Origin of the sequence: Halomonas litopenaei, assembly GCF_003045775.1 — a bacterium.
In the GTDB taxonomy this organism is placed as follows: Bacteria; Pseudomonadota; Gammaproteobacteria; order Pseudomonadales; family Halomonadaceae; genus Halomonas; species Halomonas litopenaei.
The window spans coordinates 98,542-123,926 of record NZ_PXNS01000003.1; the positions used below are offsets into that span (position 1 = coordinate 98,542).

27 protein-coding genes and 1 other RNA gene are annotated in these 25,385 nt (G+C 60.7%); 23 read left to right on the forward strand and 5 right to left on the reverse strand.

The window, feature by feature from the left end:
* Positions 1-56 precede the first annotated feature (56 nt).
* On the reverse strand, positions 57-503 hold the full coding sequence (fur, locus tag C6W88_RS05585; protein ID WP_045992290.1) for a ferric iron uptake transcriptional regulator: 447 nt from the start codon (positions 501-503) through the stop codon (positions 57-59).
* A 72-nt stretch (positions 504-575) separates the two neighbouring features.
* Here fur and C6W88_RS05590 point away from each other — a divergent pair, with 72 nt between their 5' ends.
* Positions 576-1,031 carry an outer membrane protein assembly factor BamE gene (locus tag C6W88_RS05590; protein ID WP_045992301.1) on the forward strand — a complete coding sequence of 152 codons (456 nt, stop codon included), beginning with the start codon at positions 576-578 and terminating at the stop codon, positions 1,029-1,031.
* A 148-nt stretch (positions 1,032-1,179) separates the two neighbouring features.
* Here the strand turns inward: C6W88_RS05590 and C6W88_RS05595 are convergent, their stop codons facing one another.
* Positions 1,180-1,479, reverse strand: coding sequence for an RnfH family protein (locus tag C6W88_RS05595; RefSeq protein WP_231498540.1), 300 nt, complete (start codon positions 1,477-1,479; stop codon positions 1,180-1,182).
* An 88-nt stretch (positions 1,480-1,567) separates the two neighbouring features.
* Positions 1,568-2,002, reverse strand: a complete 435-nt coding sequence (locus tag C6W88_RS05600) for a type II toxin-antitoxin system RatA family toxin (protein WP_045992292.1) — start codon at positions 2,000-2,002, stop codon at positions 1,568-1,570.
* Between the two features lie 221 nt (positions 2,003-2,223).
* On the opposite strand from C6W88_RS05600, the gene smpB reads away from it, so the two are divergent.
* From smpB to C6W88_RS05680, 16 genes are all read left to right on the forward strand, one after another.
* Positions 2,224-2,715, forward strand: a complete 492-nt coding sequence (gene smpB / locus C6W88_RS05605; protein ID WP_045992293.1) for an SsrA-binding protein SmpB — start codon at positions 2,224-2,226, stop codon at positions 2,713-2,715.
* A gap of 54 nt (positions 2,716-2,769) precedes the next feature.
* Positions 2,770-3,149: a transfer-messenger RNA gene (gene ssrA / locus C6W88_RS05610) on the forward strand.
* 283 nt (positions 3,150-3,432) lie between these two features.
* Positions 3,433-4,662, forward strand: coding sequence for a tyrosine-type recombinase/integrase (locus C6W88_RS05615; RefSeq protein ID WP_108131808.1), 1,230 nt, complete (start codon positions 3,433-3,435; stop codon positions 4,660-4,662).
* 118 nt (positions 4,663-4,780) lie between these two features.
* Positions 4,781-5,788 carry a hypothetical protein gene (locus C6W88_RS05620; protein ID WP_108131809.1) on the forward strand — a complete coding sequence of 336 codons (1,008 nt, stop codon included), beginning with the start codon at positions 4,781-4,783 and terminating at the stop codon, positions 5,786-5,788.
* Between the two features lie 86 nt (positions 5,789-5,874).
* A complete protein-coding gene (locus C6W88_RS05625) occupies positions 5,875-6,093 on the forward strand; it encodes a helix-turn-helix transcriptional regulator (protein ID WP_108131810.1) in 219 nt (72 codons plus the stop codon).
* Positions 6,090-6,755, forward strand: coding sequence for a KilA-N domain-containing protein (locus tag C6W88_RS05630; RefSeq protein ID WP_108131811.1), 666 nt, complete (start codon positions 6,090-6,092; stop codon positions 6,753-6,755). The genes C6W88_RS05625 and C6W88_RS05630 overlap by 4 nt, the downstream gene beginning before the upstream one ends.
* A gap of 445 nt (positions 6,756-7,200) precedes the next feature.
* Positions 7,201-7,464 (forward strand): hypothetical protein, encoded by a 264-nt coding sequence (locus C6W88_RS05640; RefSeq protein ID WP_108131813.1) that lies wholly within the window; start codon positions 7,201-7,203, stop codon positions 7,462-7,464.
* Positions 7,461-7,676, forward strand: a complete 216-nt coding sequence (locus C6W88_RS05645) for a hypothetical protein (protein ID WP_108131814.1) — start codon at positions 7,461-7,463, stop codon at positions 7,674-7,676. The genes C6W88_RS05640 and C6W88_RS05645 overlap by 4 nt, the downstream gene beginning before the upstream one ends.
* Positions 7,676-8,644: a primase/helicase family protein gene (locus C6W88_RS21610; RefSeq protein WP_181248651.1), complete on the forward strand. Its 969-nt coding sequence runs from the start codon at positions 7,676-7,678 to the stop codon at positions 8,642-8,644. The genes C6W88_RS05645 and C6W88_RS21610 overlap by 1 nt, the downstream gene beginning before the upstream one ends.
* Positions 8,645-8,705: 61 nt before the next feature.
* Complete coding sequence (locus C6W88_RS05650) at positions 8,706-10,580, forward strand: DUF927 domain-containing protein (protein ID WP_231498550.1); 1,875 nt, start codon at positions 8,706-8,708, stop codon at positions 10,578-10,580.
* A 167-nt stretch (positions 10,581-10,747) separates the two neighbouring features.
* Positions 10,748-11,449 carry a hypothetical protein gene (locus tag C6W88_RS05655; protein WP_108131816.1) on the forward strand — a complete coding sequence of 234 codons (702 nt, stop codon included), beginning with the start codon at positions 10,748-10,750 and terminating at the stop codon, positions 11,447-11,449.
* Positions 11,442-11,711 (forward strand): hypothetical protein, encoded by a 270-nt coding sequence (locus tag C6W88_RS05660; RefSeq protein WP_108131817.1) that lies wholly within the window; start codon positions 11,442-11,444, stop codon positions 11,709-11,711. Before C6W88_RS05655 ends, C6W88_RS05660 begins: the two co-directional genes overlap by 8 nt.
* Before the next feature lie 16 nt (positions 11,712-11,727).
* Complete coding sequence (locus tag C6W88_RS05665; protein ID WP_108131818.1) at positions 11,728-12,207, forward strand: hypothetical protein; 480 nt, start codon at positions 11,728-11,730, stop codon at positions 12,205-12,207.
* A 63-nt stretch (positions 12,208-12,270) separates the two neighbouring features.
* On the forward strand, positions 12,271-12,465 hold the full coding sequence (locus C6W88_RS05670) for a ribbon-helix-helix domain-containing protein (protein WP_108131819.1): 195 nt from the start codon (positions 12,271-12,273) through the stop codon (positions 12,463-12,465).
* Positions 12,466-13,749: 1,284 nt separating this feature from the next.
* Positions 13,750-14,646, forward strand: coding sequence for a BstA C-terminal domain-containing protein (locus tag C6W88_RS05675; protein WP_108131820.1), 897 nt, complete (start codon positions 13,750-13,752; stop codon positions 14,644-14,646).
* A gap of 134 nt (positions 14,647-14,780) precedes the next feature.
* Positions 14,781-15,086, forward strand: a complete 306-nt coding sequence (locus tag C6W88_RS05680) for an addiction module antidote protein (RefSeq protein ID WP_108131821.1) — start codon at positions 14,781-14,783, stop codon at positions 15,084-15,086.
* A gap of 673 nt (positions 15,087-15,759) precedes the next feature.
* Here C6W88_RS05680 and thpD read toward each other — a convergent pair.
* Positions 15,760-16,707 carry an ectoine hydroxylase gene (gene thpD, locus C6W88_RS05685; RefSeq protein WP_231498541.1) on the reverse strand — a complete coding sequence of 316 codons (948 nt, stop codon included), beginning with the start codon at positions 16,705-16,707 and terminating at the stop codon, positions 15,760-15,762.
* A gap of 466 nt (positions 16,708-17,173) precedes the next feature.
* Between thpD and C6W88_RS22035 the strand changes: the two genes are divergently transcribed.
* The 3 genes from C6W88_RS22035 (at position 17,174) to C6W88_RS05700 (ending at position 19,669) form a co-directional block, all read left to right on the forward strand.
* Positions 17,174-17,488: a DUF3008 family protein gene (locus tag C6W88_RS22035; RefSeq protein WP_308812438.1), complete on the forward strand. Its 315-nt coding sequence runs from the start codon at positions 17,174-17,176 to the stop codon at positions 17,486-17,488.
* Between the two features lie 109 nt (positions 17,489-17,597).
* Positions 17,598-18,272, forward strand: coding sequence for a response regulator (locus C6W88_RS05695; RefSeq protein WP_108131824.1), 675 nt, complete (start codon positions 17,598-17,600; stop codon positions 18,270-18,272).
* Positions 18,272-19,669, forward strand: a complete 1,398-nt coding sequence (locus C6W88_RS05700) for an ATP-binding protein (protein WP_308812439.1) — start codon at positions 18,272-18,274, stop codon at positions 19,667-19,669. Before C6W88_RS05695 ends, C6W88_RS05700 begins: the two co-directional genes overlap by 1 nt.
* Positions 19,670-19,711: 42 nt before the next feature.
* Here C6W88_RS05700 and C6W88_RS05705 read toward each other — a convergent pair whose 3' ends face one another.
* Positions 19,712-20,224, reverse strand: coding sequence for an HPP family protein (locus C6W88_RS05705; protein ID WP_249742746.1), 513 nt, complete (start codon positions 20,222-20,224; stop codon positions 19,712-19,714).
* Between the two features lie 750 nt (positions 20,225-20,974).
* Here C6W88_RS05705 and C6W88_RS05710 point away from each other — a divergent pair.
* From C6W88_RS05710 to C6W88_RS05720, 3 genes are all read left to right on the forward strand, one after another.
* Positions 20,975-23,494: a bifunctional diguanylate cyclase/phosphodiesterase gene (locus C6W88_RS05710; RefSeq protein WP_108131826.1), complete on the forward strand. Its 2,520-nt coding sequence runs from the start codon at positions 20,975-20,977 to the stop codon at positions 23,492-23,494.
* 155 nt (positions 23,495-23,649) lie between these two features.
* Complete coding sequence (gene mntR, locus C6W88_RS05715; RefSeq protein WP_108131827.1) at positions 23,650-24,096, forward strand: manganese-binding transcriptional regulator MntR; 447 nt, start codon at positions 23,650-23,652, stop codon at positions 24,094-24,096.
* Positions 24,097-24,358: 262 nt separating this feature from the next.
* A complete protein-coding gene (locus C6W88_RS05720; protein WP_108131828.1) occupies positions 24,359-25,366 on the forward strand; it encodes a metal ABC transporter solute-binding protein, Zn/Mn family in 1,008 nt (335 codons plus the stop codon).
* The last annotated feature ends 19 nt before the right edge of the window (positions 25,367-25,385 follow it).

Here is a 25,385-nt window from a genome sequence, read left to right on the forward strand (position 1 = left end):
AAAGCCTCCGCCCGGGGGCAGAGGCTCTTGCTCAGCGCTACGCGCAGAGGGATCCGTTACTTCTTGGCGATGCCTTCCTGACGCGTCGCCTTGGAACCCTTGGGTCTGACGTAGAGGACCAGCGCGTGATCGACGAGTTCGAAGCCGTGCTCCTCGGCGATCTCCTGCTGCCGACGCTCGATGGTCTCGTCGAAGAACTCGATGATCTCACCGCTTTCCAGGCACACCATATGGTCGTGATGCTCTTCCTGGGAGAGCTCGAAGACCGCATGGCCACCGTCGAAATTGTGTCGGATCACCAGGCCCGCCGACTCGAACTGAGTCAGCACGCGATACACCGTCGCCAGGCCCACATCTTCACCGGCTTCGAGAAGCGTCTTGTACACGTCCTCGGCGCTGAGGTGGTGCTGATCGGTGGCAGATTCGAGGATCTGCAGGATCTTTACGCGCGGCAGAGTGACTTTCAGTCCAGCCTTGCGCAATTCATGGTTCTTGTCGGCCATGGTTGCTCTTCGCAGTATCAGGTAGGGTCGGGTATGATCGACCGACCCCACGATAGTGAAGAACAGGCGCAAATGCAAAAGTTGACCGGAATTGTCACCCTTTCACTGGCCCTGGCGCTGACCAGCGGCTGCACCTACTTCAGCGTGTACAAGCGCGACCTGGCACAGGGCAACCTCGTGACCAACAGTATGGTCGAACAGCTGCGCCCCGGCATGTCCCGACAGGAGGTCATCAACCTCATGGGCTCGCCGCTGCTGGAGGCCCCGTTCAGCGCCGACCAGTGGGACTACGTCTACCGTCTCGACGAAGCTTACGGCGACGTGATGCAAAGACGCGTCACCCTGACCTTTGCCGGCAACAACCTGGTCAATATCGACCGGGAAGGCGACTTCAGCATGAACCCGGACGTGGCAGGCAAGCATAGCTACGGCGTAGGCCCCACCAGCGGCGGCGGCGACGATAACCCCGAAGGCGAAGCCAATATCGAGCCGATCTACAACCGCACCGTGGATCCCGAGCGCGAGTAAGCCGTTGGCGCCAGCGAGCACACGCATCAGGGTGGCCACAACGGCCACCCTGGTTGGTTCTACGCCTGGTGGGCTCTACATCTAGGCGCTTCCATGCGCAGCGCCTTCGCTCAGACGGCGACGCGCCTGCCCCGGCCGCCCAGGGTCGCTAGGAGGAAGAGCGGCTACGAGCCGCCCTCTCGGCCCTCGCCGCCTTGGGATCGATCTTCAACGGTCGATAGACCTCTACGCGATCACCGTCATGCAGTATCTGCCGTGAGGGTTCTTTCAACGCCTTGCCGAAGATACCGAGACTGGCCTCGCTGAAGGTTTCCACAGGCAGCTCGGGAAACAGCGACGGCAGGTCGGCCAACGCCAGCGCTTCGCTGGCGGTCGTGCCCTTGGCGACGCGCAGCGCGACAAGACGTTGCTTATGCGGCAAGGCAAAGGCCACTTCCACGCGAAGCACCTCGTCGCTTGCGTCTTCCTTTATATCTGGCCCCGCCGAGTGATCAGCGGGTGCCGGCTCGACTCGAGGAGCCGAGGGTCTTGGGCTGTCAGCGCCCATAGAGCTCATCGGCACGCCGCGTGAAGGCATCCACCTGCTGGCCCGCGATCTGCTGGAAGACCTTGCCAAAGGCCATGCCGAGCAGCCGGCTGGAGAACTCGAAGTCCATCTCCAGGCTGACCTTGCACACGTTCTCGCCCATGGTGATGAATTTCCAGCGTCCGTCCAGTCGCTTGAACGGCCCCTTTACCAGCGACAGCTCGATACGGTCAGGCTCGTGCAGGTCATTTCGGGTGACGATGGTCTGCTCGATGCCGGCCCGCCCCAGGGTCATTTCGCCGATCAGGTGCGATTCGTCCTTCTCCAGCAGCCGCGCGCGACGGCAGCCCGGCAGAAACTCCGGATAGCGCTCGAAATCGTTGACCAGATCGAACATCTGCTTGGGGGTGTGCCGCACCATGGCGGACCGATTGACGGTTGGCATTGACCTCTCCGCTGACTTCCAGAAGCCCAGGGCGTATCATGAGCGGTTATTTCGGCCTCAAATGGTAGCACGCTTCCCCGGCAGAACTGGAGACAGCCGAAAGGGGGACCGACGGGCAGCGCCGCCGTGGCAACCGCCTGGCGTCGACCCGGAAGGCTACACATCGGGCCGCATCGGTTACGACACCGCTTCCACGACCGATTCAGACATCAAGAGGTTCCATGGCCAGCAAGAAGGGAAAGGACAAGGGTCCCGGCAACAACACCATCGCCCAGAACAAGAAGGCGCGCTTCGAATACCATATCGACGAGTCCTTCGAGGCCGGGCTGGTGCTGGCGGGATGGGAGGTCAAGAGCCTGCGTGCCGGCAAGGCCCAGCTCACCGACACCTACATTCTGGTGAAGAACGGCGAGGCCTGGTTGCTCGGCAGCCATATCATGCCGCTCAACACCACCAGCACCCACGAGGTGGCGGACCCCACGCGCACGCGCAAGCTGCTGCTTCACCGCAAGGAGATCGCCAAGATCTTCTCGCGCACCCAGGACAAGGGGCACACCTGTGTGCCGCTGAAGCTGTACTGGAAAGGCAGCCGGGTGAAGTGTGAGCTGGCGCTGGTGACGGGCAAGAAGCTCCACGACAAGCGCGCCACCGAGAAGGACCGCGACTGGCAGCGTCAGAAGGGCCGCGTCATGCGGGAACAAAACCGCGCCTGAGCCGTCAGATGTAGTACAGACCGCCGGATCTTTGGTACACTGGCGGGGCGTTACGGGGGCGACATGGTTTCGACGCTGATGACAACCCCTGAGGTGCATGCCGAGAGCGTGATGTATCTCGTAAATCCAACATCACGATTAAATAGTCGCAAACGACGAAAACTACGCTCAGGGCGCGCTGGCAGCGTAAAAACTGCTAGCTTCTAGTCCTACCCGGCGGCGACGTGCTCATCCGTTGCCAATGGGCTACGAGCCAAGATAGGTGAGATCGCGGTTGGCGCTGTCCTCTCGTCAATCGCTAAACTTTGGAGGAATCGTGTTTCGGGATCCTGCCCGTCGGAGCCCGAGGCGTTAAATCAAATGACGGAACTAAGCATGTAGAGCCAATGGGCGAGTGTCGGCGGACGCGGGTTCGATTCCCGCCGCCTCCACCAAATCAAGGTTTCAGGACTTCCCAGCAAGCACCAGAAACCGCATGAACAGGGGCCTTCGGGCCCCTTTCTTGTGTCTGGACGTTCCACAACGTTTCTTGACATGCCCCCACCAAAGGGGGCATTTATGGGGGCACATAGCCTAAGCCGCTACCCTGATGCCCCCAAATCTGCCACAAAGCGCGCCAGCAGGCGCTTGGCGGGCCAATGACCTGCCCCCACATTTGGGGGCATATGGCACAACAGGATGGGGGCATATGGCGATCACCACCCCGAGGTGCCCCCAATGAGCCGCCAGACCAACAAGCTGTCCGCCACCGCCGTGAAGATGGCCAAGCCGAGAGCAAAGGCATTCAAGATGGCCGATGGTGGTGGCCTGTATCTGGAGGTCTCCACCAGCGGGAGCAAATACTGGCGGATGAAGTACCGCCACGCTGGTAAGGAGAAGCGGCTGGCCATTGGCGTCTATCCTGATATCTCCCTAGTGGCCGCACGCGAGGCACGAGACGCAGCCAAGCGCCAGCTTGCACAGGGCATTGACCCCAGCACCGCTAAGCGCATCGCTCGCCAGCAGGGTGAGCAAGACGCGGCCAATACGTTCATGGCCGTGGCCGCCGAATGGCTGGAGAAGGTTCACCAGCATGACGTGGTGCCCGCCCACTACCAGCGAAACAAGCGCCGCCTGGAGCGCGACGCCTTCCCCATCATCGGCAAGCGCCCCCTCTCTGAGATCACGCCGCCTGAGCTTCTGGCCTGTCTGCGCCGCATCGAGGAGCGCGGCCATATCGAGACGGCTCATCGAGTAAAGACGCTATGCGGCCAAGTGTTCCGCTACGGCATTTCCACAGGGCGCGTGGAGCGTGACCCTACGCCTGACCTGCGTGGAGCGCTGCGCCCCCACAAGGCCAAGCACTACGCTGCCGTGACCGACCCCAAAGAGGTGGTGGGCCTGCTGCAAGCGATTGAGGGCTACGGGGGTCAGCCAGTCACCATTGCCGCCTTGAAGCTGGCACCTCTGGTCTTCACCCGCCCAGGTGAGCTTCGACAAGCGCTGTGGAGCGACATTGACCTGGAGGAAGCCACGTGGACGTTCAATGCCAGCAAGACAGGGCAAGCCCATGTGGTGCCCCTACCGTCCCAAGCCGTGGGCATCCTGCGCGACCTGTATGGACTGACCGGACGTGCTGAGTACGTTTTCCCAGGCATCCGTAGCAGCAAGCGACCGATGAGCAACAACACCATCAAGGCCGCGCTGGACCGTATGGGCTTCAAAGGTGAGATGACGGCGCATGGCTTCAGGGCGATGGCGCGAACCATCCTGGCCGAGCGCCTGAACTACCCCGAGCACTACATAGAGCAGCAATTGGCGCACGCAGTGAAGGACAGCAACGGACGTGCCTACAACCGCACCTCTCACCTGGAACAACGTCGAGAGATGCTGCAAAGCTGGGCCGATTACCTGGACGCCCTGCGCACTGGTGCCGACAACGTGGTGCCGATCCGCGCCGGGGCCTGAGACAAGCGGCAACCGCCGCACCCTGTTGACTGGCTAGGGCCGATCACCCGAAAGCGTGGTAACTCCACCATGCCCGCCAGTCATCCTTTCCTGGAGTGAGCGCGAAGGAGTAGCGCGGATGAGGTCTAAACTCTATAGCCTGAAAGAATGGTTCACCCTAGAAGATGTTGCGTCGCATCTCACTGCCGTTTTTTCCGAGAAAGTCACTGTCGCTGACATCCTTCAGCTAGCGCTCCAAAAGCGCATCAAGCTTTCTGTGAATCTCATATCTTCAGCCGAAGCGAATAAAGGCACAGTACATGACATAACCGAGGGAAGGGTCATATTGCATCCGGCGGAAACTCCACTCTCGTGGCTAAGAGGGGATGAGCCCAAAACCTCTTTGGAGAAAAAGCTACGAGCGGTGGGAGTGGTGAAGATAGGCGATATACAAAACCTAGATGAAGAGATACGGAATGCTGTGAAAGATCAAAGCGTGCATGCTACGCATCTAGGCGAGATCATTTCAGAGACGGATATCGTGGAATTTGAAAAAGAGGTGCAAAGCATAAGCGGAATCTACGACTTGCCTATGCTCTCTGCCGAAAAGTCTCTCATCGAAGAGATGTACTACCCCAAGGTGGGCGGCCCTGATATTGATACGTGGGGCTTAGAAGGCTTGTGGCTGGAGCGAGGAGGCCACATCTATCGACTATGCGAGCGTGTAGCGACGCAGGCCGATCACGAAGCTTGCGGCAATGAAAGCAGCTTCGCTCAGTGGGAGAGACGCTACCGAGACCCATCAAGGTGGTTTCCAACGACCAAGCTTCCCGAAGAAAGCACGATAATCGTAAGTAGGGTGAATCTGGACGCCTTCATCGATGGCCTAGAGGAGCCACAATCGAAAGTAAGTGTAGAGGCCAACGGCGATGAAAGCCGGGTCCAGGAAGTGCTTGGGCTCCTGGTAGAAATGTATGCTGGCCGACATGGCCCTGACTTCCATTATGGCACCAAGCCCAAGGCATCCCGCATCGTGCAAGACATGCTTAGCGCGGTTCCGGATGGAATTACTGGAATGGGTGACAGAAAGCTAAAAGAGCACGTGAGCGCAGCTATTGCAGCGTGGGAGGCGAAGAAGCGGCGGTGAATTGCAATCTGCAATTTGCATTTGCACCATACAACTAAAGCACCGCGCCACAGTGCCCTTGCATCCATCGCATAGGGCACCGTGACATGCCAGACACTACCAGTAAGTCCGCACTACTCCGCCGCCCCGAAGTGCTGCAACGCTGCGGAATCTCGAACTCCACCCTTCACCGCCTGATCAATGCTGGCGACTTTCCGCCACCGATCCAGCTTAGCCCCCGCGCCGTGGCATGGATCGAGGAGGAGGTATCCACCTGGATCGACCAACGCATTGAGGCCAGCCGTACCCAAGGGGGTGCAGCATGAGCCTCCGCAAAACCACCATTATCTCCCTCAACTACCAGGGCCAGTCTGTTCACTTCGACTCAGGCGGCTGGATCAATGCCACCGAGATCGCCAGGCAGCACGGGAAACGCCTTGATCTTTGGCTGAGGAACAATGAAACACAGGAATACATGGCTGCACTGGCACGCCGCTTAAATACCGCGAATCAGAGGGATTTAATCCGGACGACACGAGGGCGCAGCGGCGGAACCTGGCTTCACCCCAAGTTGGCAGTCAAGTTCGCCCGCTGGCTATCGGTGGACTTTGAAATCTGGTGTGACGAACAAATCGACAAGCTGATCCATGGTGAGCAGAACGATTGGCAGCACCTTCGCGACTCTGCGGCCATTGGCTATCAAGGTATGTGCGATGCACTAAACCTGACCCGAACAGCCCAGGGCAAAGCATCGAAGCCCCATCACTACATGAATGAAGCACGGCTGATCAACGGCGTGCTGTTCGGCCAGTTCAAGGGAGCGGATCGGGATTCGATGACGCCAGGTGAGTTGCGCGTGATCGCCATGGTAGAGCAGCGCAATACGTTCCTGATGGGCCAAGGCTTAGACTACCACCAGCGCAAACAAGCGCTTACAGCGTACGTGAGTGGCTTGCTACAGCCCCGAATCGCAAGGGGGTCTGCATGATGCTTGCGCCCGCTACCTCCTGCCACTATGCTGGCCCGGCTCCCGCAAATTCGGGAGCCGACCTTGGCCGGTCGAATGACTCTAGGCGCACAAGCGCCCCTTCCATAGTTGGCGCTTTCTTTGTGCCCGCTATGCGTTATGGCGGCTGTGCGTGGGACGCCTTCGGGCGTGCCGGGTTCCTAGAGTCCCGGTCGGCCAACCCGCGTACAGTCGCCCCCATTCGATGCTTGGCCGCATCCGGGGACGACTCCACAACTCTAGGAGCGTCACCCATGGCAATCACACGCCTATTCCCTACCCTCAGTCCGTCCAAATCACGCGCCGCTGCCCATCGAGCGATGGCAAAGGCTGCGCTCTTCTCTGATTCAAGCGCCGCCGTCCGGCTCAAGCGCTACAACCACCACATGCAGAAAGCCCACCACCTGGAAGCCCAGGAGGTGGCCCAATGAGCTGTCCTGCCCACTACCTCACCGTTTCCGAAAGCCTCGACCGTGAAGACGCTTTCGACGCGCTGACCCTTTCTGTCCAGCACGCAATGAGCGCGACTCAGATGGTAGAGCTTGCGCTATCCGATGCAGCAGATGGGGGCGAGCTTCAAGTCTCACCAGCGCTGATGGCCACGTCTCTGCACGGTGTCGAAACACACCTTGCCGCCGTCCTGGCCTTTGCTGAACGTCTCGTGCATCAAGCGCAGGAGGTGAGCCAATGACGCATGAACAAGCCGCCGAACTGGTGAGCACTGCCAATGACCTGCTGGCGCTGGGGGATAGGCTCGATGCTGTCGCCCACGCGCTGACTGACGAGGGGCAGCCCCAGTCCAGCTATCAGCCTCTTGTTGATGCCACTGGGCATATTGCTGGCGCGATCTGTTCGACGCTCGATGCCCTGACCGCCCAGAGCGTGGAACGGAGGGCCCTGTGATGATCACCAATACGCGAAGGGCCCGGCACCCCGAAGGAAGCCAGGCCCATAGTGAAGCGCCACGCGAAGCGCTCGCCAAGCATAGCAGCATTGAGGCAGCGCTTGCCGAGGCGTTGGCCAGGCATGGCGTCAAGCTGACACCCAAAGCATCTGGACGCTTTGAGCGCTTCGATACGCCGGACAAGGCCAAGGGCAATGCCAACGGCTGGTACCGCATTCACTCGCCCCAGGCGGCTAGCTTCGGTATCTGGCACATGGACCTGGTGGAGACAGTGACGCTCGATGGCCCCAGCGATCCAGAGGCGGTAGCAGCGGCCCGACTGGAGGCCATGCGGGCCCGTGAGCAACGAGACAAAGAGCGACGCCAGCGGGAAGCCGAAGCCAAGGTGAAAGCGGCTCAATGGTGGGCACAGTCTCGCCCCGCTGATCCTGGCCATCCCTACCTGACCGGCAAGGGCCTGCCGCCCTACAACCTGCGCCAGCGGGGCGACATGCTGCTGATGCCGCTGTTCCTCGATGGGGAGCTGGTCAACCTGGAGCGTATCTTTCCAGATGGTGCCAAGCGCCCATTGCCTGGCGGTCGTGTTCGTGGCGCTGCGAGCCTGATAGGCCACTTGGCTGGCGCTGAGCATGTGTTGCTGGCTGAAGGCTGGTCAACGGCTGCTGCCCTGCATGAAGCCATGGGCTACCCGGTCGTGGTCGCTCGCAATGCCGACAATCTGGCCCCAGTCGCTCGTCGTCTGCGCCAGCGACTGCCCGAGGGAGTGGCCATCACCATCGGCGGCGACGATGACCGACACCTACCGGCCCAGGGCCTGCCCAACAAGGGGCGAGTGTCGGGACGTCATGCAGCCCTGGCCATTGATGCTCGATTGCTCATGCCAACGTTCTGTGAGGGCTGTGAGGGCTGCACCGACTTTGCGGACGTGCGCCAGTGCAGGAAGGGAGGGCATCACCATGGCGAGTAACTGCCCAGACACCTTTGACCTGTTCGGTGATCCCTTTGGATCGGAGACTGATCCCGGACACATGCAAAAAGAGGTGTCCCACGTGTCCCACGTGTCCCATCCCAGTAATGACGGGGCTTCCAGCCGGGACACGTCCGAAAAAAGTGGTGTCCCAAGGTGTCCCATCGGCCACGAGGAGAGCGCCGTAAACGATGACAACGCGCCCGAACCAGTAGGCGAACCCAAGCGCCCCAGCTTCATCACCCATCTGACGCGCACGCAGTATGGCCCGCCTGGCCTGCACTACCACGGCCAGCGCCAGCCCAGGGGTGAAGGCGATCCAGAGCCATTCGACGTATGGGTGTGCAGCCCTATCGAATGCCTGGCAGCCACCCACGATGAGCGAGGCGACAACCACGGGCTATTACTTCGCTTCAAGCCGCCCTATGGCGCTTGGCGAGAGTGGGCGATGCCCCAGCGACTGCTGAAGGGTAGTGGCGAAGAGATGCGCGGTGAACTGCTGGACATGGGAGTAAGGATCAATCCAGACGCCCATCGCTGGCTGACCAAGTGGCTAGCCCAAGCTGCGCCCAAGTCCGAAGTCATCGCCGCCACGCGGGTAGGCTGGCACCAGTTGGAAGGTGGTCGAGTGTTCGTCATGCCGCGACGGAGCATTGCTGCCGGGACGCTGGGCAGCCAGATCACCTTCCAGAGCGAGCACGCGGGGCAAGGTGACTACGCCACCGCTGGCACCCTGGACGGCTGGCGCAGCCGCATAGGTGCCCTGTGCAGCGGCAACCCACTGCTGGTCCTCGCAGTCTCCGCCGCCCTGGCTGGCCCGCTGCTGTACCTCACCCACCGCCAAACCGCTGGCATTCACCTAGTGGGGGATTCGTCCAACGGCAAGACCACCGCCCTGGAAGTGGCTGCAAGCGTCTGGGGCAGTCCTGAGTTCAAGCGCACCTGGCGTGCCACAGGCAACGGCCTGGAAGGCATTGCAGCCGCCTTGAGCGACACCGCCCTGGTGCTGGACGAGATCGGGGAGGCTGACGGCAGGGAGGTAGGCGCTACCGTCTACGCCTTGGGCAACGGCACCGGCAAGGCTCGCGCCAGCCGCACGGGCAACGCCCGGCGACCTCACCGCTGGCGTATTGCGGTGTTGAGCAGCGGCGAGCACACCCTGGCCGCCCACATGAGCGAGGCAGGCAAGCGCCCTAAGGCCGGACAAATGGTGCGACTGCTGGATATTCCTGCCAAGCGCCAGCATGGGGCCTTTGACGACCTACATCACCTGCCTGATGGCCGGGCCTTTGCTGACCACCTGAAAACAGAAGTGACACGCCACTACGGCCATCTTGGCCCCGCCTTCATCGAGCACCTGGTGGTCGAGGGCCGCGACCTGGCTGGAGAGGTGGACAGGTTCGCTCAATTGGACGGGTTCACCACCACCAACCCACTACAGGGACGTGCCGCCAAGGTGCTCGCACTGATCGGGCTGGCGGGAGAACTGGCCATCGAGTATGGGCTGGTGGGCTGGCAGGAGGGAGAGGCCATGGGGGCTGCTATTGACGCCTTCCAAGCCTGGTCTGCTGGCCAAGGTGGGGTGCGCACAGAGCACGAGCAAATTCTTGCCAGCGTGCGAGGGTTTATCGAGCGTCATGGCGATGCACGTTTCAGTAGCGCGTTCGCTGATCCCCTCCAGTCACCCACAGTTTACAACCGGGCTGGCTGGTGGCGTGACGATGCTGAGGGGAGGACGTACCTCTTCAGCGGCGATGGGCTGGGCGAAGCGCTTCGAGGCTTCGACCTGAAGCGAGGCACCGAAGCCCTGGAGACCGCTGGCTGGCTGGTCGAGCGAGAGAGTGACAAGCGCTCCATTCGAATTTGGATCAGCGGGAGTCGTCGTCGCGTCTATGCCATCCGCCCAGTTGAAGGCGAGGAGGAGGCCGCAGCATGAGCCTAAATAACGTTTATCAAACCCTGTCTGGGACACCTGGACACCATACGGGTCCCAGACGTGTCCCGCCGCAAACCCGCATGGTTGAGCCATTGGGACACATGGGACACGTGGGACACCACAAAATGCAGGATGGCGGAAAGGATGACCCTGGCAGGAGTGCCGAGGTGCTGCTGGCTGCACTTGCTGATGCTGGTAGACAACTTGGCCGCGACCTGGTGGGCCAAGTTCGGGCAAGGCTGATGATGATGGATCGTCAGTCCCGCGCCGAACTAGCTGCCGTCATTGATGACGCCTTCGAGGTGGCCCCGGACCTGACCAGCGCCCGCCAGCAGGCTCGCCGAATACTAACCAATACGAGCGCCCGGCAGGCAGCTATGGCTGTGTGGCCCGCCTACCCTGAGCCGGAGGAGTCGGTATCCAACGTCGAGTATATGGCCCCCTGGCTGGCGCTTATCGCCCAACACTGCTCCCTGGTGCCCGACGATCACCGCTACCTGGCTCACCACCTGTCAGGGCTGCCGGATGCCCAGGCCATGCAGAAGGCGCGGCGATACGCTCAAGCATGGCTGAGGGCTGCTGATGGCGAGCCCCGCAATCACCGCAAAGAGAATGCAGGGAGGCGTGCCGCCAATGCCTCCCTGGTACCCCACAGGGCTGTGTCTATGGCCACGACAGCCCACCGCCCACACCAGCAGCACCACGGCGCACCCGAGCCACTACCGGCAGGCGTGCGCATGAGTTGGACACTATCGGTGGATGGAAGGCGGCTGGCGATTGCTGGTCGTCCGATGACAGAGGATGAAGCACTGGCGTCAGCGCGGTCACGCTGGCCCCTATCTGACGTGGAGGTGCGGGCCAATGATTGATGACGCCATCCGTGAGGCAACCCGCCTGCTAGCCAGCCTGCGCAGCATGAGAGCCGCCACGGTACCCGAAGCCGAAGAGGTGCTGGCCACCCTGAAGGACAGCCCCGACCACAACGCCCTGATGGGATGCGCGGCAGTGCTGGAAGAGATCGACGCCCGGATGCCTGGCGGCACGCTGGCCGGATTGGTCCGCATTCGCCTGAAGTCTCTCACCGGCATGGTCAACGCCATGCTGGATGACGCCCCACCGCCTGCCGCCTGATATTGAGGACACGACCATGAACGACACGATCACCCGCAACGCACTCGCCAACGCAGCCGCCCAGGGCATCGGTATTGGCCACCTGACACCCGGCCAGGCATGGGCAGCCCACCACCTAGCTATGCCGCCTGAGCGCCTGACAAGGCCGCTGGCATCACATATTGCCGCCCTGCTGGAGAACGTCGAGCGCCTGGCACGTCGCCGGTTCTTTGATGGTGTGGCCAAGGACGATGCTGAAGAGATGATCAAGCGGGCCTATGACGAGGATAACCCCATGTTCCTGCGCGGCCCGATCATGGAGACCCTGAACGATGGCATGCAGGAATTCTTCCCTGGCCTGAAGCCGTCAGGCGTGGACGATGAGGGGCGAGAGGTGTTCAACCTGGCTGATTTGGCCCAGGCGCTGGGAGCTAGCGAGGAGGACTTGCTAGCCCATGCCGAGAAGATGGGTATAACCGACCAGCTACGCACGACGCCGCCCAACCCGCTGCACTGACCACCTGCACGGCCCCGGCACCCGCTGGGGCCTAGTTTTTCCCGACTATCAAAGGGGGAGCCCATGAGCCATAACCCGAGACGCCTGGCCGATCCCATACGCCTGATCGTGAGCGTTGAGCGTGAAGTGGTGGAAGCCGTCGATAGCCTGATGGAGCAAGGCCGCTACCACCGTCACCGCAACCGTGCCGAGTTCGTCCGCCTGGCCATCGAGAGGGAGCTGGCGCGATGCCAGTCTGATGATTTTGATGGTCCCTAAAAGGGCAGTGAAGATTTTTGCGCAGTCGTCACGCGCGTGAGGCCGGGAAGGCTTTTCTGACATCACTACGCGAGTGAGGCGTAGCCATGATGGCCGCGTGACCTTTCCCTACCACCAAGGCCCTGATGGGCCAAAGGAAACGCCCCACGGCAACGGGCAACGCCGCCGAACCAGTTGGCTGGCGGGCAATCCATCTGCCACATTGAGAAACGTCAAAGCCCAAAGCGTGAGGGGGCCATGATCAAAAGCAAAAAGGCAGACTGGTATCTCGACACCCAGAGCCAAGCCGGGCTCTATCACTGGTTCTCTATGCAAGACGGCCATGGTCGTCGCCCCCGGTCTCTATGCGGCATGTACCTCTATGGCTCCTGGAGCCGTCAGCAGACAGGTGGCCTAAGCCAAGACGAGCAATGCCCGGAGTGCAGAGAACGGCTTAGCGGATACGCTTCGCCAAAAGACCTATAGCCACGTAGCCCAGCCATCGTGCTGGGCTTTTTCGTGGGCACTACAAAGATTTTGCAGTGATGATCGCAAGGGTGGCTGATCTGACCACCCCTGATCACCACGCTCAGAACAGGTTCGCACCCGGTGCGCGGCATCGGTACGCAGCGGGAAGTATGTTGAGAAATGTTAAGGTTGCCCGGCTACGGTCAGCACCAAGATGTTGACGAATGTTGACATCAAGCCACGAGAAAAGTCGGGTCCTTCCCAGGGCCAGATTTGGCGTTCACGGGGGCGGGCAGCCGTGGAATCCGGCATTTTTTGCACGCCCCTGCACCACCATCAGCGCCCACAGTCCGTATGGCTGCTGCGTTTCGCCTCTTCAGGGTGAGGCATAGGCTGGAGGCGTGAAGCCCCGCGCCTAGCGAAAAGGGGAGGATTCCCATCTTTTGCCGACACCACCCTGATCCGGGGGAGTGGCCGCCCCGATGCGAAGATCATCGCACCGTCTGCCAAACGCCCCGAGAGCCCTGCTACCTCATAAAACCTAAGTTCGGCATCGTGCCTACGGGTGCGTGACGCTGGTGCGTGAAGCGCTGCGTGAAGACCTGCCCGGCGGCTGCAACGATTGCAACGGCATTGCCACTTGGACGCGGTACGGACAAGCCGGACGGCCCGGACAGAGCGACCTGCGTCCGCCTTTGTAACTTTTAAATTACAATGTTTTAATAATCTGCGTAACGCACCACTAGAACTCCCATAGCTCAAAGACTGCTGAAGGTACAACTTACGCAGGGCGGTCACCATTCAAAAACCTTTATAATCAATGATCTGGAGGCATTTATGGGCAATGAGGTCACCACCGGAGGGCAGTACCTGTTAGACCTTAAGGTTGAGCGGGAGGTTGAGGTAGATGGCATTGGAATGGGGGTGCTAAACAACGGCATTGCTTATTTGAATGCCAGGGGTTTAGCACGAATGTGCGGGGTCGATCACACAATGATCCTCCGCCTTGGTGATCAATGGGGGACGGAAAAAGAGCAGCCAAGAGTAACGCGAATAAGAGAGTATCTTAGAGAGCAAGATATTGAACTGGGAAAGCCTTACATTGCAACTGAGATGGACGGCGTTATGCATCACGCATACATCGACTCAGTTTGCATGGCAATATTGGAGTACTACGCATTTGATGCCAAGCAGGGCAATAATGCGACGGCGCTGAAAAATTACCGACTCCTTGCCAGGAACAGCCTCCAACGCTTCATATACGAAAAAGTTGGGTATAGCCCGGATGCTGGCATCCCTGTGGCATGGCAGCAGTTTCACGATAGGGTCACAGCTTCCTATCACACCGTACCCAGCGGATATTACAGTGTTTTCAAGGAGATGGCTGATCTTATTGTAGAACTTATTCGCGGTGGCGCTGACGTGGGCGTGCATTTTATTCCCGACATTAGTGTTGGAAAAGCATGGTCGCAGCACTGGCAATCAAGTGGCCTAAGCACCCACTACGGGGAGCGCGTTAGATACGACCATCATTACCCGGAATACTTTCCACAGTCCGCCTCTAATCCACAGCCAGCTTATTGCTACCCTGAAACTTCCTTGCATGAATTTAGAAGATGGATGAGGGAGGTTTACATACCAGCCAAGCTCCCTAAATATCTATCAGGCAAGGTTAAACAAGGGCACCTCCCTTCGTCTTTCATGGAGTCAGCATCACTAATCTTTAAGAAATAGGCGAGCTATAAAAAATACTAGCGGGCATGTACCCCACACTCCTAGCATTTAGTCAAAAAAGATCAAATATTAGGAATGTGCTATTGGTACGTGCCTGCGATGCAACTAGACGACCACTGTGGGAGAGCCCGCGCATGAAAAGCCATGACGATGCTGTAACCCAAATGCTGTGCGATGCCCCTGACATGGCGCTTGATTACCTGCGCAGCGCCTTTGATGAGCTGGGCGAGGAAGGCGGCGAACCAGCCTTCCTGATGGCGCTTCGCCATGTGGTGGAGGCCAGGGGCGGCATGGCAGTGGTGGCCGAACGTGCCAAGGTGTCGCGCGAAAGCCTGTACCGGGCACTGTCCCCCAACGGTAACCCCACCCTGAGCACAATGACGGCTGTCATAAAGGCGACGGGTATCCACTTCCATGACCTGACACATAACTCTTCCTGAAGTGGTTGGCAAGTGTCAGGCAGGTACCTCGCAGGCGCTGACGAACGAGAGGCAGAAATGCACAAAAGGGGGCACATATGGGGGCATAAAAGAAAATAAAACATGCAATATCACAACAATATCAAACACCTGTGTAGACTTTTAGTTGGACGCCGCCTCCACCAACACCGACGAAAGAACCTCCCTTGTGGAGGTTTTTTTGTGTCTGCAAGGTCCACGACCCCAGGGCGAGGTCGGCGCTCTCTACAACCCCCCGGGTTCGATTCCCGCCGCCTCCACCAACACCAGAAGAAGACCACCTGTTAAAGGGTGGTCTTTTTCGTTTCAGGGCGCACCCCCTGAAAAGCAGAGCCAAGGGCGAGGTCGGCGCTCTCCACAGACCCCGGGGTTCGATTCCCACCGCCTCCACCAACACCAGAAAGATGCCACCTTCCCAAAGGTGGCATTTTTCGTTTCAGGGACCCCCACCCCTGAAAAGCAGAGCTAAGGGCGAGGTCGGCGCTCTCTACAGACCCCGGGGTTCGATCCCAGCCGCCTCCACCAACACCGACGAAAACGCCACCTTGTGTATCAAGGTGGCGTTTGCTGCTGGAAGTTCTCGAGTCCCAGCGACGATGGCCAGGTAAGCGAGTGACAGTGCCGGTCATGGCGGAGAGGTAGGTGGCGTCGGCTCTCACTCTTCCTGACGCTTTCCTTCGACAGGTTTGAGCGGGCTGTAGTCCTTGCGCGTGGCCAGGAACTCGGGGCGAGGCTTGTTGCCGCAGTAGGGATCGTGGAGGGTATTCTCGACACTGTTATAGACGAAGAACAGATTGCTCCTCGGCCAGCAGGACATATTGATATTGGAGCCGTGCAGCGTATTGCACTCGAACATCACCAATGAGCCAGAATCGCCTTTCGGCGCCTCTATATCGTTCTCCAGCATCAGTTTCTTCAGGCTGGCGGCATCAGGAACACCGATGTCCTGGCTCTTCAATGACTCCTTGTAGTTGTCCTCCGGGGTGCGCCCGACACAAGGAACGAACTGCTTGTGGGACCCTGGTATCAGCATCAAGGGGCCATTGAATTCACCGTTATCCGTCAGGATGATCGAGCAGCTCAGTGACCGCATCCGAGGCATGCCGTCTTCGCTATGCCAGGTCTCGAAGTCCGAGTGCCAGTCAAACCCCTTTCCCTTGAAGCCGGGCTTGTAGTTGATACGAGACTGATGAATGTAGACGTCGCTACCGAGTATCTGCTGCACCATGGCCAATAGCCTCGGGTCCCGTGTCAGACGGCTGAAACGATCCGAGACCTGATGTATGCCGAAGATTGACCGGATCTCCTGTTTTCCGGGCTCCAGCACCGTCCCTTCGGACAATTTGAGGTCTTCGTCCTCTTCGTACTCCCGCAATTCCTGGATAAAGGCATCCATCTCTTCCTTGTCGAAGAAGTTCTCGAAAGAGAGAAAGCCTTTTCTATCAAACTCATCAAGCTCTTCTTCGCTGAGGGGGCCATTCGCTCGCTGCTGTTCATCGCAATGAACGACCGGGTCGATGCGCTCGAACATGCCCAGCTTGCGCTCCAGGCGTGTCGGAAAAAGATCCTGTGTATCTCGCATGGTGGCTTGCTCCCTTGTCATGGCAGAATCGCTGAACGAAAGACGAAGACGCTATGCCTGGCCGAGTCACCAATGAACCGTCGCGGACAAGACTCGATGGGCGCTTTATGTCAAAGCTGTTGCAATAGCGTCTGAACAACGTCAATTCGAAAGTCATCAAGGTAATCCTTTACGTCGCCATCAGACGCTGCCAGAGCAGGACGCTGTTTCGTACTTATTATTGAAAAGAGTTGTAACGCCGTGTGACTTCACTTCTTCACATTACTTCGAATCTCGACGGTCAGATTCGGCGGCGGCCAAGGTAGCACCGCTATGCCCAGGCAAAAGCGCAAAAACCTCCAGCGAAAGGATACCTCCACGAAAGAACACAGGCCGACACACTCCCTGGCGAACGTCGCTCTTCCTTCCATGTGATTTCGCCCACTCGCCTCTGGATACGTTTCGGTATTCAGGCAACTGGCGTTGAAGACGTTCATGGCAAGTGATTATGCTGGGACTGATCCGGGTCGAACCTGGCGGAGTCTGGCTTTTCGTCGTTGGATCTGTAGAGCCTGCCAGGCAGCAAACTATTTACGCCGGTACGACAATCTTCTTTCCCTTCAAGGAGGTAACCATGCCAGCGAAATCGAAAGCCCAGCAGATGGCGGCAGGAGCGGCCCTCGCTGCCAAGCGCGGAGAACAGAAGGTGAGCGAACTCGACGGTGCCGCCCGGTCGATGTACGACTCGATGAGCGAAGACGAACTGGAAAAGATGGCGTCGACCGAGCGTACCGGCAAGCCCAGGCACGATTCGCAGTCCTAGCCAGAGAACAGCGTCGGATCAAGGCTCCCGTCGATGCTTAAGCGTAGATTAAGGTTTTGCGCCCCATACTGCCTGAGAGACAGTTGGGTAGATCGACGGAGAAGACGCCATGCGGGCACTACTGGTGGAGGATGACCCTCTGTTGGGGGACGGTATCAAGGTCGCACTTGAACGAGAGGGCTATGCAGTCGACTGGTTCACCTGCGGCAAGCCGGCTCTCGAGGCTCTGGCCCTGGAGGCGTTCTCGGTGGTGATCCTCGACCTTGGCCTGCCCGACTGCGATGGACTGGAAATCCTGAGACGCCTGCGCCAGCAAACTGCCCTGCCGGTCCTGATCCTGACCGCCCGTGACGCCGTGGAAGAACGTATCCAGGGCTTGGACGCCGGGGCAGACGACTATGTACTGAAACCCTTTGACCTCCAGGAACTGCTGGCGCGCCTGCGCGTGGTGATTCGACGAGCGGCCGGTCGCGCCAGTTCCACCATCGACGTCGGCACGCTGTGCATCGATGAGGCTCGCCATTGTGTCGACTGGGAGGGACGCGGTATCGCCCTGAGTCGTCGCGAGTTCGCCCTGCTGATCGAGCTCGCCCGTCATCCCGGCCAGGTACTGTCGCGTCCCCGCCTGGAGAGCCTGCTTTACGGCTGGGGCGAAGAACTCGAGTCCAATGCGCTGGAAGTTCACGTTCATCATCTTCGCAAGAAGCTGCACAAGGAGATGATCACCACGGTGCGTGGCATCGGCTATCGCCTCAATACCGACTTCCTGGCCATCACCCCGTGATGTCGATCCATCGCTATCTTTTCCGCACCCTGGCTCTATCCCTGGCCATGGTGGCGCTATTGTCGGTGGTGGCCGCCTGGCTGATCTCGCAAAACGAGCTGGAGGAGATCCTCGATGCCCAGCTCGCCTTCACCGGCAGGGGGCTGATGAGCATGCTCCCCGAGGCACCCGAGACAGACGACTATCAACGTCTGGCCCGATGGATGGACCAGCGCAAGGCCAGCGCCCACCTGTACACCGACAGCGGCACGTCCGATGACCTGCCGGTGGCACCCGGCCAGACCTATCACCACGAAGAGCGCAAGATGGGCTTCGGACTGTGGACCGAGACCGGCCAGCCGGTGGTGATTGGCCCTGGATGGCAAGGCGTCGATCGCCAGCCCCAGATGCCGCCACCTGGTGAGCAGGGTTTCGAGTGGCGATCGCTGGGAGAGTCTCGCTGGCGAGTCTTTGCCCTGCATGACCCGGGTCGTGGTCTGTGGCTACAGATCGGTATCGAGCGGGACTTCTTCCTCGACATCATCGAGCGCATCGCACTCAATCACCTCTGGCCCATGCTACTGCTGATGCCGCTGTGCCTGTTGCTGGTGCTGCGCCATATCCGGCGCGGCTTGCGCCCCATCGAGCGACTATCGCAGCAGGTGGAGCATCGCGATTCCGCCGACCTCAGCCGCATAGCACTGGACGTACCGACGGAACTGGCTGGCCTCAGAGGGTCGCTCAATGACTTTATCGGGCGACTCAAGGCGACCCTGGAAAAGGAGAGACGTTTTACCGCCGATGCCGCCCACGAGCTGCGCACTCCGCTGGCGGCCCTCAAGATCCACCTGGACAACGCCCTGGCGGGCGAAGGCGACGCCCTGCCCAAGGCTCGTCAGGGGGTCGAACGACTCCAGCGCGTGGTAGAGCAGCTTCTGGTACTCGCACGGGTCGATCGCCACACCGCCGCTGCACCGGAAAGCGTAGACCTGCGCTCCCTGCTGCTGGACCTCGCGGCCGAGCTCTGGCCGCTGGCCGACGCCCGTAGCCAGCAACTCCGCCTGGAAGACGTCGACCCGACCACGGTCATGGGTAATGCCACGGAGCTCGGCATCATGATCCGCAATCTGCTGGACAACGCGCTGCGCTACACACCAGACGGTGGCACCATCGAAGCCATCCTTCACGAAGAGCCCCAGGGTGTGCGTCTAAGCATCCTCGATAGCGGCCCCGGCATTCCCGCTACGCACCTGGAGCGAGTCACCGAGCGCTTCCATCGCGCCAGCGACGCCACCACCACCGGTAGCGGTCTGGGCCTTTCCATCGTGCTTGCCCTGGCTCATCAGCAGGACGTCGAAGTCAGCCTGAACAACCGTGAGTCAGCAGGGTTTGACGCCACACTGCGCTGGCGACGCTGACATGCCACCCGGCCGTGCAGCACGCCGTCACGCATCGTCACCTCACCACCAATGGCGTGGGTATCGACGATGCCGGGCCAGATTGTTGATCAGGGTAGCGATCACCAACAGCAGCAGGCACCCCGCCGCCACCGGTACCAGCGCGTATCCCCACCCCAACGCGTGCAGCTCCGGTGAGCCAATGACCGCGATCAAGGCCGTTGCGCCGCCTGGGGGGTGCAGGGTGTGGGTCAACTGCATCACCAGAATCGAACTGGAGACCGCGACCGCGGCAGCCAGCCAGTCATCCCCCAGCCATAGCCAGCAGAGCACGCCGACCAGAGCTGACAGGACATTGCCGCCCAGAACATTACGGGGCTGCGCCAGAGGGCTGTCAGGGGTGGAATACAACAGCACAGAAGTCGCACCGAAGGAGCCGATCATCAACAGTGCCTGAGTCGATAGCCATTCGTGGCTCAACCAGCCGACGCCGGCCATGCCGACAAAGGCGCCAACCCACGACCACAAGGCATCCTTCCAGCACAGTTGCCCACGCTCAGCGTTCCCACCTTTCATCTTGCCCAGATACGTTTTCACCACCCGCCACCCCGGTTGTCCTGCCGACTCATTCAAAAGGGCCGCATACTCTTGCAAAGGTGACATCCCGAGGGAAATAGCCTTTTGGCATGCATCTATAGCAAAAGCGATAGTGTCAGGCAGCTCCCCGCCAACCTGGTCAGGCTGCGAATTGGCCTCGGGATGCTGGCTCGAGGCCTCTCCCGGACGACACCGCCGTCGAGGTTTCGCCGGTCTTGCAATGTATCCTTGTGGACGGCTTTCGCCCGGAAATTGTCGGTGGGTAGCGCCTGCGCCAAGCGACGGCTCGGCATAGGCATCGTTGGCGCACCCCATTGCCCGGTGAGGTCTGCACCGCACACGCCAGACAGCAGTAAAACAAGGTCGACGACCCGAGGCCGCACATATAGATGTTGACCAAAATCTTTGCCCGAATCGGCAACCAGGGTCGACTCGACTAAAGACAGCCGCACGCTTCGGCGCCGTCTCAGCGGCTGGCATCGCCTGCTTACGGTTAAATTTTTCTCCCGAGACAGACGCCGGCATTTACACTTTTTTCACCGCCAGGACAACAATATAGCGCCCTGTATCACGCAAGCATTGACCGACAATTCTATACTCAAACGCGGATCCATCACGCTGGCGTGGCGGCCCTTCAGCCCGGCAGGAGCCTTTGCTCTACGCGCCAGGTCATGCTAATCAATGAAGAGGTTGTCTTAAGGCCTTACTACAAGGGACCCACCCCGACCCATGCCGCCCATCTTTATTACCTACCCGCAGGTCGCCCAGGCCATACAGGGAGTACACACGCCCTGGCTCGTCGTCCTGTCGTGTCTGGTGGCACTGGTATCGGTGTATTCGGCCATGGCCGTCGGCGAACGCGTTCACTCTGCGCGATGGCAACATCGACGCAGGGCCTGGTGGCTGGCCGGTGGCACCATGATGGGGCTCGGCATCTGGAGCATGCACTTCACCGGCATGCTCGCCTATCGTCTGCCCTTTCCCGCCCATCATGGTCTGTGGCTGACCCTGGCTTCATTGCTGCCGGCGGTGGTCGCCGGCCTGATCGCCGTGGCGGCGATGGCTCGCAGGGGACTGTCCACCACGCGCAAGATCATCGCGGGATGCCTGCTGGGGCTGGGCATCGCCACCATGCACTACACCGGCATGGCAGCCATGGAGGCGCCTGCCAGCATGCGCTTCGCTCCCATTCCCTTGCTGCTGTCACTGGTGATCTCGCTGCCCTTTGGTATCGCCAGCATCTACAGCTTCCATGCGTCCAGACACTTGCCCCGCGTGCAGGGCATTCGCCTGGGCAGCCTGCTGGCAGCAGTATTCGCCGCCCTGGCCATCTGCAGCATGCACTATTCGGCCATGATGGCGGTGTACTTTCTGCCGGACCCAGGCTGGCAGGCGACAACACCAATGGCCCATCACGGCTCGCTACTGGCCACCGCCGTCGCCGTGCTGTCATTTCTGTTTGCGGTGGCCACCCTGATCACGGTGCTTGTCGACAGGCGGCTACAGGACAGCGCCATGCGCATGCAGGTCTCACGCCGCCAGTTGGTGGATGTCATCGAATCGATGCACGATGGCGTCGTACTGCTGGATCAGCGTGCCCGCATGATCATGTGCAACCACGCCTTCGAGACCCTGACCGGTGTGCCCCATACCGACCTCCAGGGCCACTCGATGCTCAAGCTCAATACCCTGCTGCGGCTCGATCAGCATCGCAGCCAGGTACTGCGCTCGCTGCGAGAAAATGGCGCCTGGATCGGCGATGTCGAGGTCCGACACCGCCAAGGTCGCCGCTTCCCTGCGCGCCTGAGCATCAATCGTGTACGCGCCGATGAAGACGGTAGCGGGCATTTTGTCGCCACCCTCAGCGATACCTCCGCCCACCATGACGCCCAGCAGCATATCCGTTACCAGGCCTATCACGACGGCCTGACCACCTTGCCCAATCGCAGCTCGCTGCAGGAACGCATCCACGCCCTGCAACTGGCCAGCGACATCAGTGGCCGGCACATCATGTTGCTGCTGGTGGATATCGACAACTTCAAGGGCATCAACGATGCCCTCGGTCAGGCCACCGGGGATCGCCTGCTCAAGGCGCTGGCGGCCCGTCTCAGGCCCTGGGCCAGGCAAGCCAACGATCTGGCGCGGCTGAGCAGCAATGAATTTGCGCTGCTCTACGACGGTCTCTCGGTCTCCCCGGAGAATGCCATGGGGCAGGCCAGGGAAAAGGCGCGCAGCGTACTGGAATCCTTGAACGGCGACTATTCGCTGGCCGGCGAGCGCCACAGCTGCCGCGTCAGCGGCGGCTACCTGTTGTTTCGTGGCGGTGACCTCGGCGTCAGCGAACTGCTCAAGCGCGCTGGCCTGGCCCTGCTCGAGAGCAAGAGCGAGGCCGCCCAGCGTCCTTGCGCCTTTGAAGCCAGCATGGTCGAGCGCCTGAATGCTCGACTCAGGCTCGAGCGACAGCTCAAGGACGCGGTCGTCGGCGAGCAATTGCGCCAGTACCTGCAGCCTCAGGTCGATCACCAGGGCACGATTACCGGCGCAGAGGTACTGCTGCGCTGGGAGCATCCGGAGCTGGGGCTGGTCTCGCCGAGTGCCTTCATCAGCCTGGCCGAGGACACCGGCCAGATCATCGAACTGGGCAACTGGGTGCTGCGCAAGACCTGTGAGCTGCTGGCCGACTGGCAACACGACCCCCACAGAAGCGCCTGGACCCTGTCGGTCAACGTCAGCGCCCGGGAATTCCAGCGCGCCGACTTCGTCACCGGCGTGGAGAGGGCCCTGACGGATACCGGGGCGCCTGCAAGCCAGCTGACCCTGGAGCTCACCGAGTCCTTGATGCTGGGTGAGGCCTATCCGGTCATCGATACCCTGACCCACCTGCGCACCCTCGGGGTGCGCTTCGCCATCGATGACTTCGGTACCGGCTATTCCTCTCTGGCCTACCTCAAGCGCCTCCCGCTGGACAGCCTGAAGATCGATGTGGCCTTCGTCCGCGATCTGACCGATGACCCCACTGCGGCTCCCATCGCCCAGACCATCATCGCCCTCGCCCAGACCCTGCAACTCGGTGTCATCGCCGAGGGTGTCGAAACCGTGGAGCAGCAAAAGCGGCTGCTGGAGCTGGGCTGTCGTTCATTCCAGGGTTATCTGTACTCGAAGCCCCTTCCCCTCCATCAATTCCTGGCCCTGTCGTCGCGCCGCCGACTGCCGGTAGGTGGATCGGCGATGCCACTGCTTCAGGGCTGACGATTTCTCTGACATGGGCATATGCGAGAAGGTCTCGACTCGGGTACGCCTCTTCCCGCGGAACACCTCTACGTGAGGTATCACCTTTGCTGAACTTGCATTACCGCCACCAATTGGCAAGATGGACACCCTGACCCGAGGCGACTCCATCCCCCATGAACGACCCCCTCAACCACGACGAACGCGCATCGCTGATTTCCCCGGAAAGCCACGTCGAGGGGTTTCGCAAGGCACGAGACGCACGCCGCACCGAACTGATCGAAGACTACGTCGAGCTGATCTCGGATCTGATCACCGACGGCGGTGAAGCGCGCCAGACCGATATCGCCCGCCGCCTGGGCGTCGCCCAGCCCACCGTCGCCAAGATGCTAAAGCGTCTCGATGACGAGGGTCTGATCATCAAGCGCCCCTATCGTGGCATCTTCCTGACCGACAAGGGCAAGGCCCTGGCCGATGCCAGCCGCGAACGACACCAGATCGTCGAAGCCTTCCTGATCAAGCTGGGCATCAATCCCGAAACCGCGCGGGTCGACGCCGAAGGCATCGAGCACCATGTCAGCGCCGAGACCCTGGCCGCCTTCGAACGCTTTCTGAAAGGCTGACGCCATCGCCGGGGCTTATCCGGCTCCGTGCCCCCCTCTGCCAACACTATGCCAGCCCTCTGCCAGCCCCGGTCCACCTCCAGGCGACAGGGCCTGCCGGTGCGCTCCAACGCGCGAATAGCCTGACTCGATCACCTCGATTAGCGCTCTACGCTTGACGCGAGGGGCCTTAGGCGCCAAAACTTAGCCACGTCTATAAATGATAGCCAAATAGCACTTCGGTGCTGCTTGCGCGTCGTTCTTGCCCCGAGGAGCCCTGTTCATGCGTCGTTCAGCCCCGGCTTCGGCCCTGCTGACCCTGGCCTCGCTGGCCGCTCTGACCACCCCCCAGGTTCACGCCCAATCCGACGCCGCAAAGACACAGGCACCGCTGGATGTGGTCGTCACTGTCGGCATGCTCGGTGATCTGGTCGAGCAGGTGGGCGGCGACTGCGTCGCGGTCAACACCATGATGGGGCCGGGGATCGATCCCCACCTGTACCAGGCCAGCGCCCGTGACGTGCACGATCTCGATCAGGCCGAGCTGATCCTTTACAGCGGCTTTTCACTGGAGGGCCAGCTCGGCAAGGTGTTCGATCGATTTTCCCGGATCAAGCCCACCGCTGCGGTAAGTGAGCAGGCCGTCGGCGACGACCAACTTATCCACACCCAGGACGCCTATGGCGTCGACCCCCACCTGTGGATGGATGCAGGACTCTGGGCCCGGAACGTTCCGGTCATCGCTGAACTGCTGGCAGAGCAGCGTCCGCACTGTGCCGAGGCCATGCAGCAGCGCGCCGAGGCCTACCAGGCGTCACTGGCCGAACTCGATGACTGGATTCAGGCCAGCATCGACAGCGTCCCCGCCGAGCAGCGCATCCTGGTGACCGCCCACGACGCCTTCGGCTACTACGGACGCGCCTACAGCATCGAGGTGGCCGGCATCCAGGGGCTATCCACCGCCACCGAGACCGGCGTGGCCGATATTCGCCGCATGGCCGAGCTGGTGGTCGAGCGTGGCGTTCCCGCCATGTTCGTCGAGAGCACCATCAATCCGCGCACCGTCCAGGCGGTGATCGACGCCGCCGCCGATCAGGACCACCGGGTCGAGATCGGCGGGCAGCTCTATTCCGACGCCATGGGCGCCAAGGGCACCCTGGAGGGCACCTACATCGGCATGCTCAAGAGCAACACCGAGCATATCGTCAGCGCCCTGGGCGGTCAGCCCGCCCCCTTGCCCGAGGCCCTCGCGGCGCAGATCGCCTCCGCCAGCCAGGACGCCGACCAGTGAACACCACCACCCCGCAGCG

Bases quoted from the DNA above. Each gene is read 5' to 3' on its own strand.
- C6W88_RS05615 (WP_108131808.1), top strand. From the start codon at position 3,433: ATGAGCCGCCAGACCAACAAGCTGTCCGCCACCGCCGTGAAGATGGCC.
- C6W88_RS05665 (WP_108131818.1), top strand. From the start codon at position 11,728: ATGAACGACACGATCACCCGCAACGCACTCGCCAACGCAGCCGCCCAG.
- C6W88_RS05695 (WP_108131824.1), top strand. From the start codon at position 17,598: ATGCGGGCACTACTGGTGGAGGATGACCCTCTGTTGGGGGACGGTATC.
- C6W88_RS05625 (WP_108131810.1), top strand. From the start codon at position 5,875: ATGCCAGACACTACCAGTAAGTCCGCACTACTCCGCCGCCCCGAAGTG.
- C6W88_RS05590 (WP_045992301.1), top strand. From the start codon at position 576: ATGCAAAAGTTGACCGGAATTGTCACCCTTTCACTGGCCCTGGCGCTG.
- C6W88_RS05720 (WP_108131828.1), top strand. From the start codon at position 24,359: ATGCGTCGTTCAGCCCCGGCTTCGGCCCTGCTGACCCTGGCCTCGCTG.
- C6W88_RS22035 (WP_308812438.1), top strand. From the start codon at position 17,174: ATGCTGGGACTGATCCGGGTCGAACCTGGCGGAGTCTGGCTTTTCGTC.
- C6W88_RS05675 (WP_108131820.1), top strand. From the start codon at position 13,750: ATGGGCAATGAGGTCACCACCGGAGGGCAGTACCTGTTAGACCTTAAG.
- C6W88_RS05600 (WP_045992292.1), bottom strand. From the start codon at position 2,002: ATGCCAACCGTCAATCGGTCCGCCATGGTGCGGCACACCCCCAAGCAG.
- thpD (WP_231498541.1), bottom strand. From the start codon at position 16,707: ATGACAAGGGAGCAAGCCACCATGCGAGATACACAGGATCTTTTTCCG.
- C6W88_RS05710 (WP_108131826.1), top strand. From the start codon at position 20,975: ATGCCGCCCATCTTTATTACCTACCCGCAGGTCGCCCAGGCCATACAG.
- fur (WP_045992290.1), bottom strand. From the start codon at position 503: ATGGCCGACAAGAACCATGAATTGCGCAAGGCTGGACTGAAAGTCACT.
- C6W88_RS05630 (WP_108131811.1), top strand. From the start codon at position 6,090: ATGAGCCTCCGCAAAACCACCATTATCTCCCTCAACTACCAGGGCCAG.
- C6W88_RS05700 (WP_308812439.1), top strand. From the start codon at position 18,272: ATGTCGATCCATCGCTATCTTTTCCGCACCCTGGCTCTATCCCTGGCC.
- C6W88_RS05705 (WP_249742746.1), bottom strand. From the start codon at position 20,224: ATGAAAGGTGGGAACGCTGAGCGTGGGCAACTGTGCTGGAAGGATGCC.
- smpB (WP_045992293.1), top strand. From the start codon at position 2,224: ATGGCCAGCAAGAAGGGAAAGGACAAGGGTCCCGGCAACAACACCATC.
- C6W88_RS05645 (WP_108131814.1), top strand. From the start codon at position 7,461: ATGACGCATGAACAAGCCGCCGAACTGGTGAGCACTGCCAATGACCTG.
- C6W88_RS21610 (WP_181248651.1), top strand. From the start codon at position 7,676: ATGATCACCAATACGCGAAGGGCCCGGCACCCCGAAGGAAGCCAGGCC.
- C6W88_RS05650 (WP_231498550.1), top strand. From the start codon at position 8,706: ATGCAAAAAGAGGTGTCCCACGTGTCCCACGTGTCCCATCCCAGTAAT.
- C6W88_RS05670 (WP_108131819.1), top strand. From the start codon at position 12,271: ATGAGCCATAACCCGAGACGCCTGGCCGATCCCATACGCCTGATCGTG.
- mntR (WP_108131827.1), top strand. From the start codon at position 23,650: ATGAACGACCCCCTCAACCACGACGAACGCGCATCGCTGATTTCCCCG.
- C6W88_RS05660 (WP_108131817.1), top strand. From the start codon at position 11,442: ATGATTGATGACGCCATCCGTGAGGCAACCCGCCTGCTAGCCAGCCTG.
- C6W88_RS05640 (WP_108131813.1), top strand. From the start codon at position 7,201: ATGAGCTGTCCTGCCCACTACCTCACCGTTTCCGAAAGCCTCGACCGT.
- C6W88_RS05680 (WP_108131821.1), top strand. From the start codon at position 14,781: ATGAAAAGCCATGACGATGCTGTAACCCAAATGCTGTGCGATGCCCCT.
- C6W88_RS05620 (WP_108131809.1), top strand. From the start codon at position 4,781: ATGAGGTCTAAACTCTATAGCCTGAAAGAATGGTTCACCCTAGAAGAT.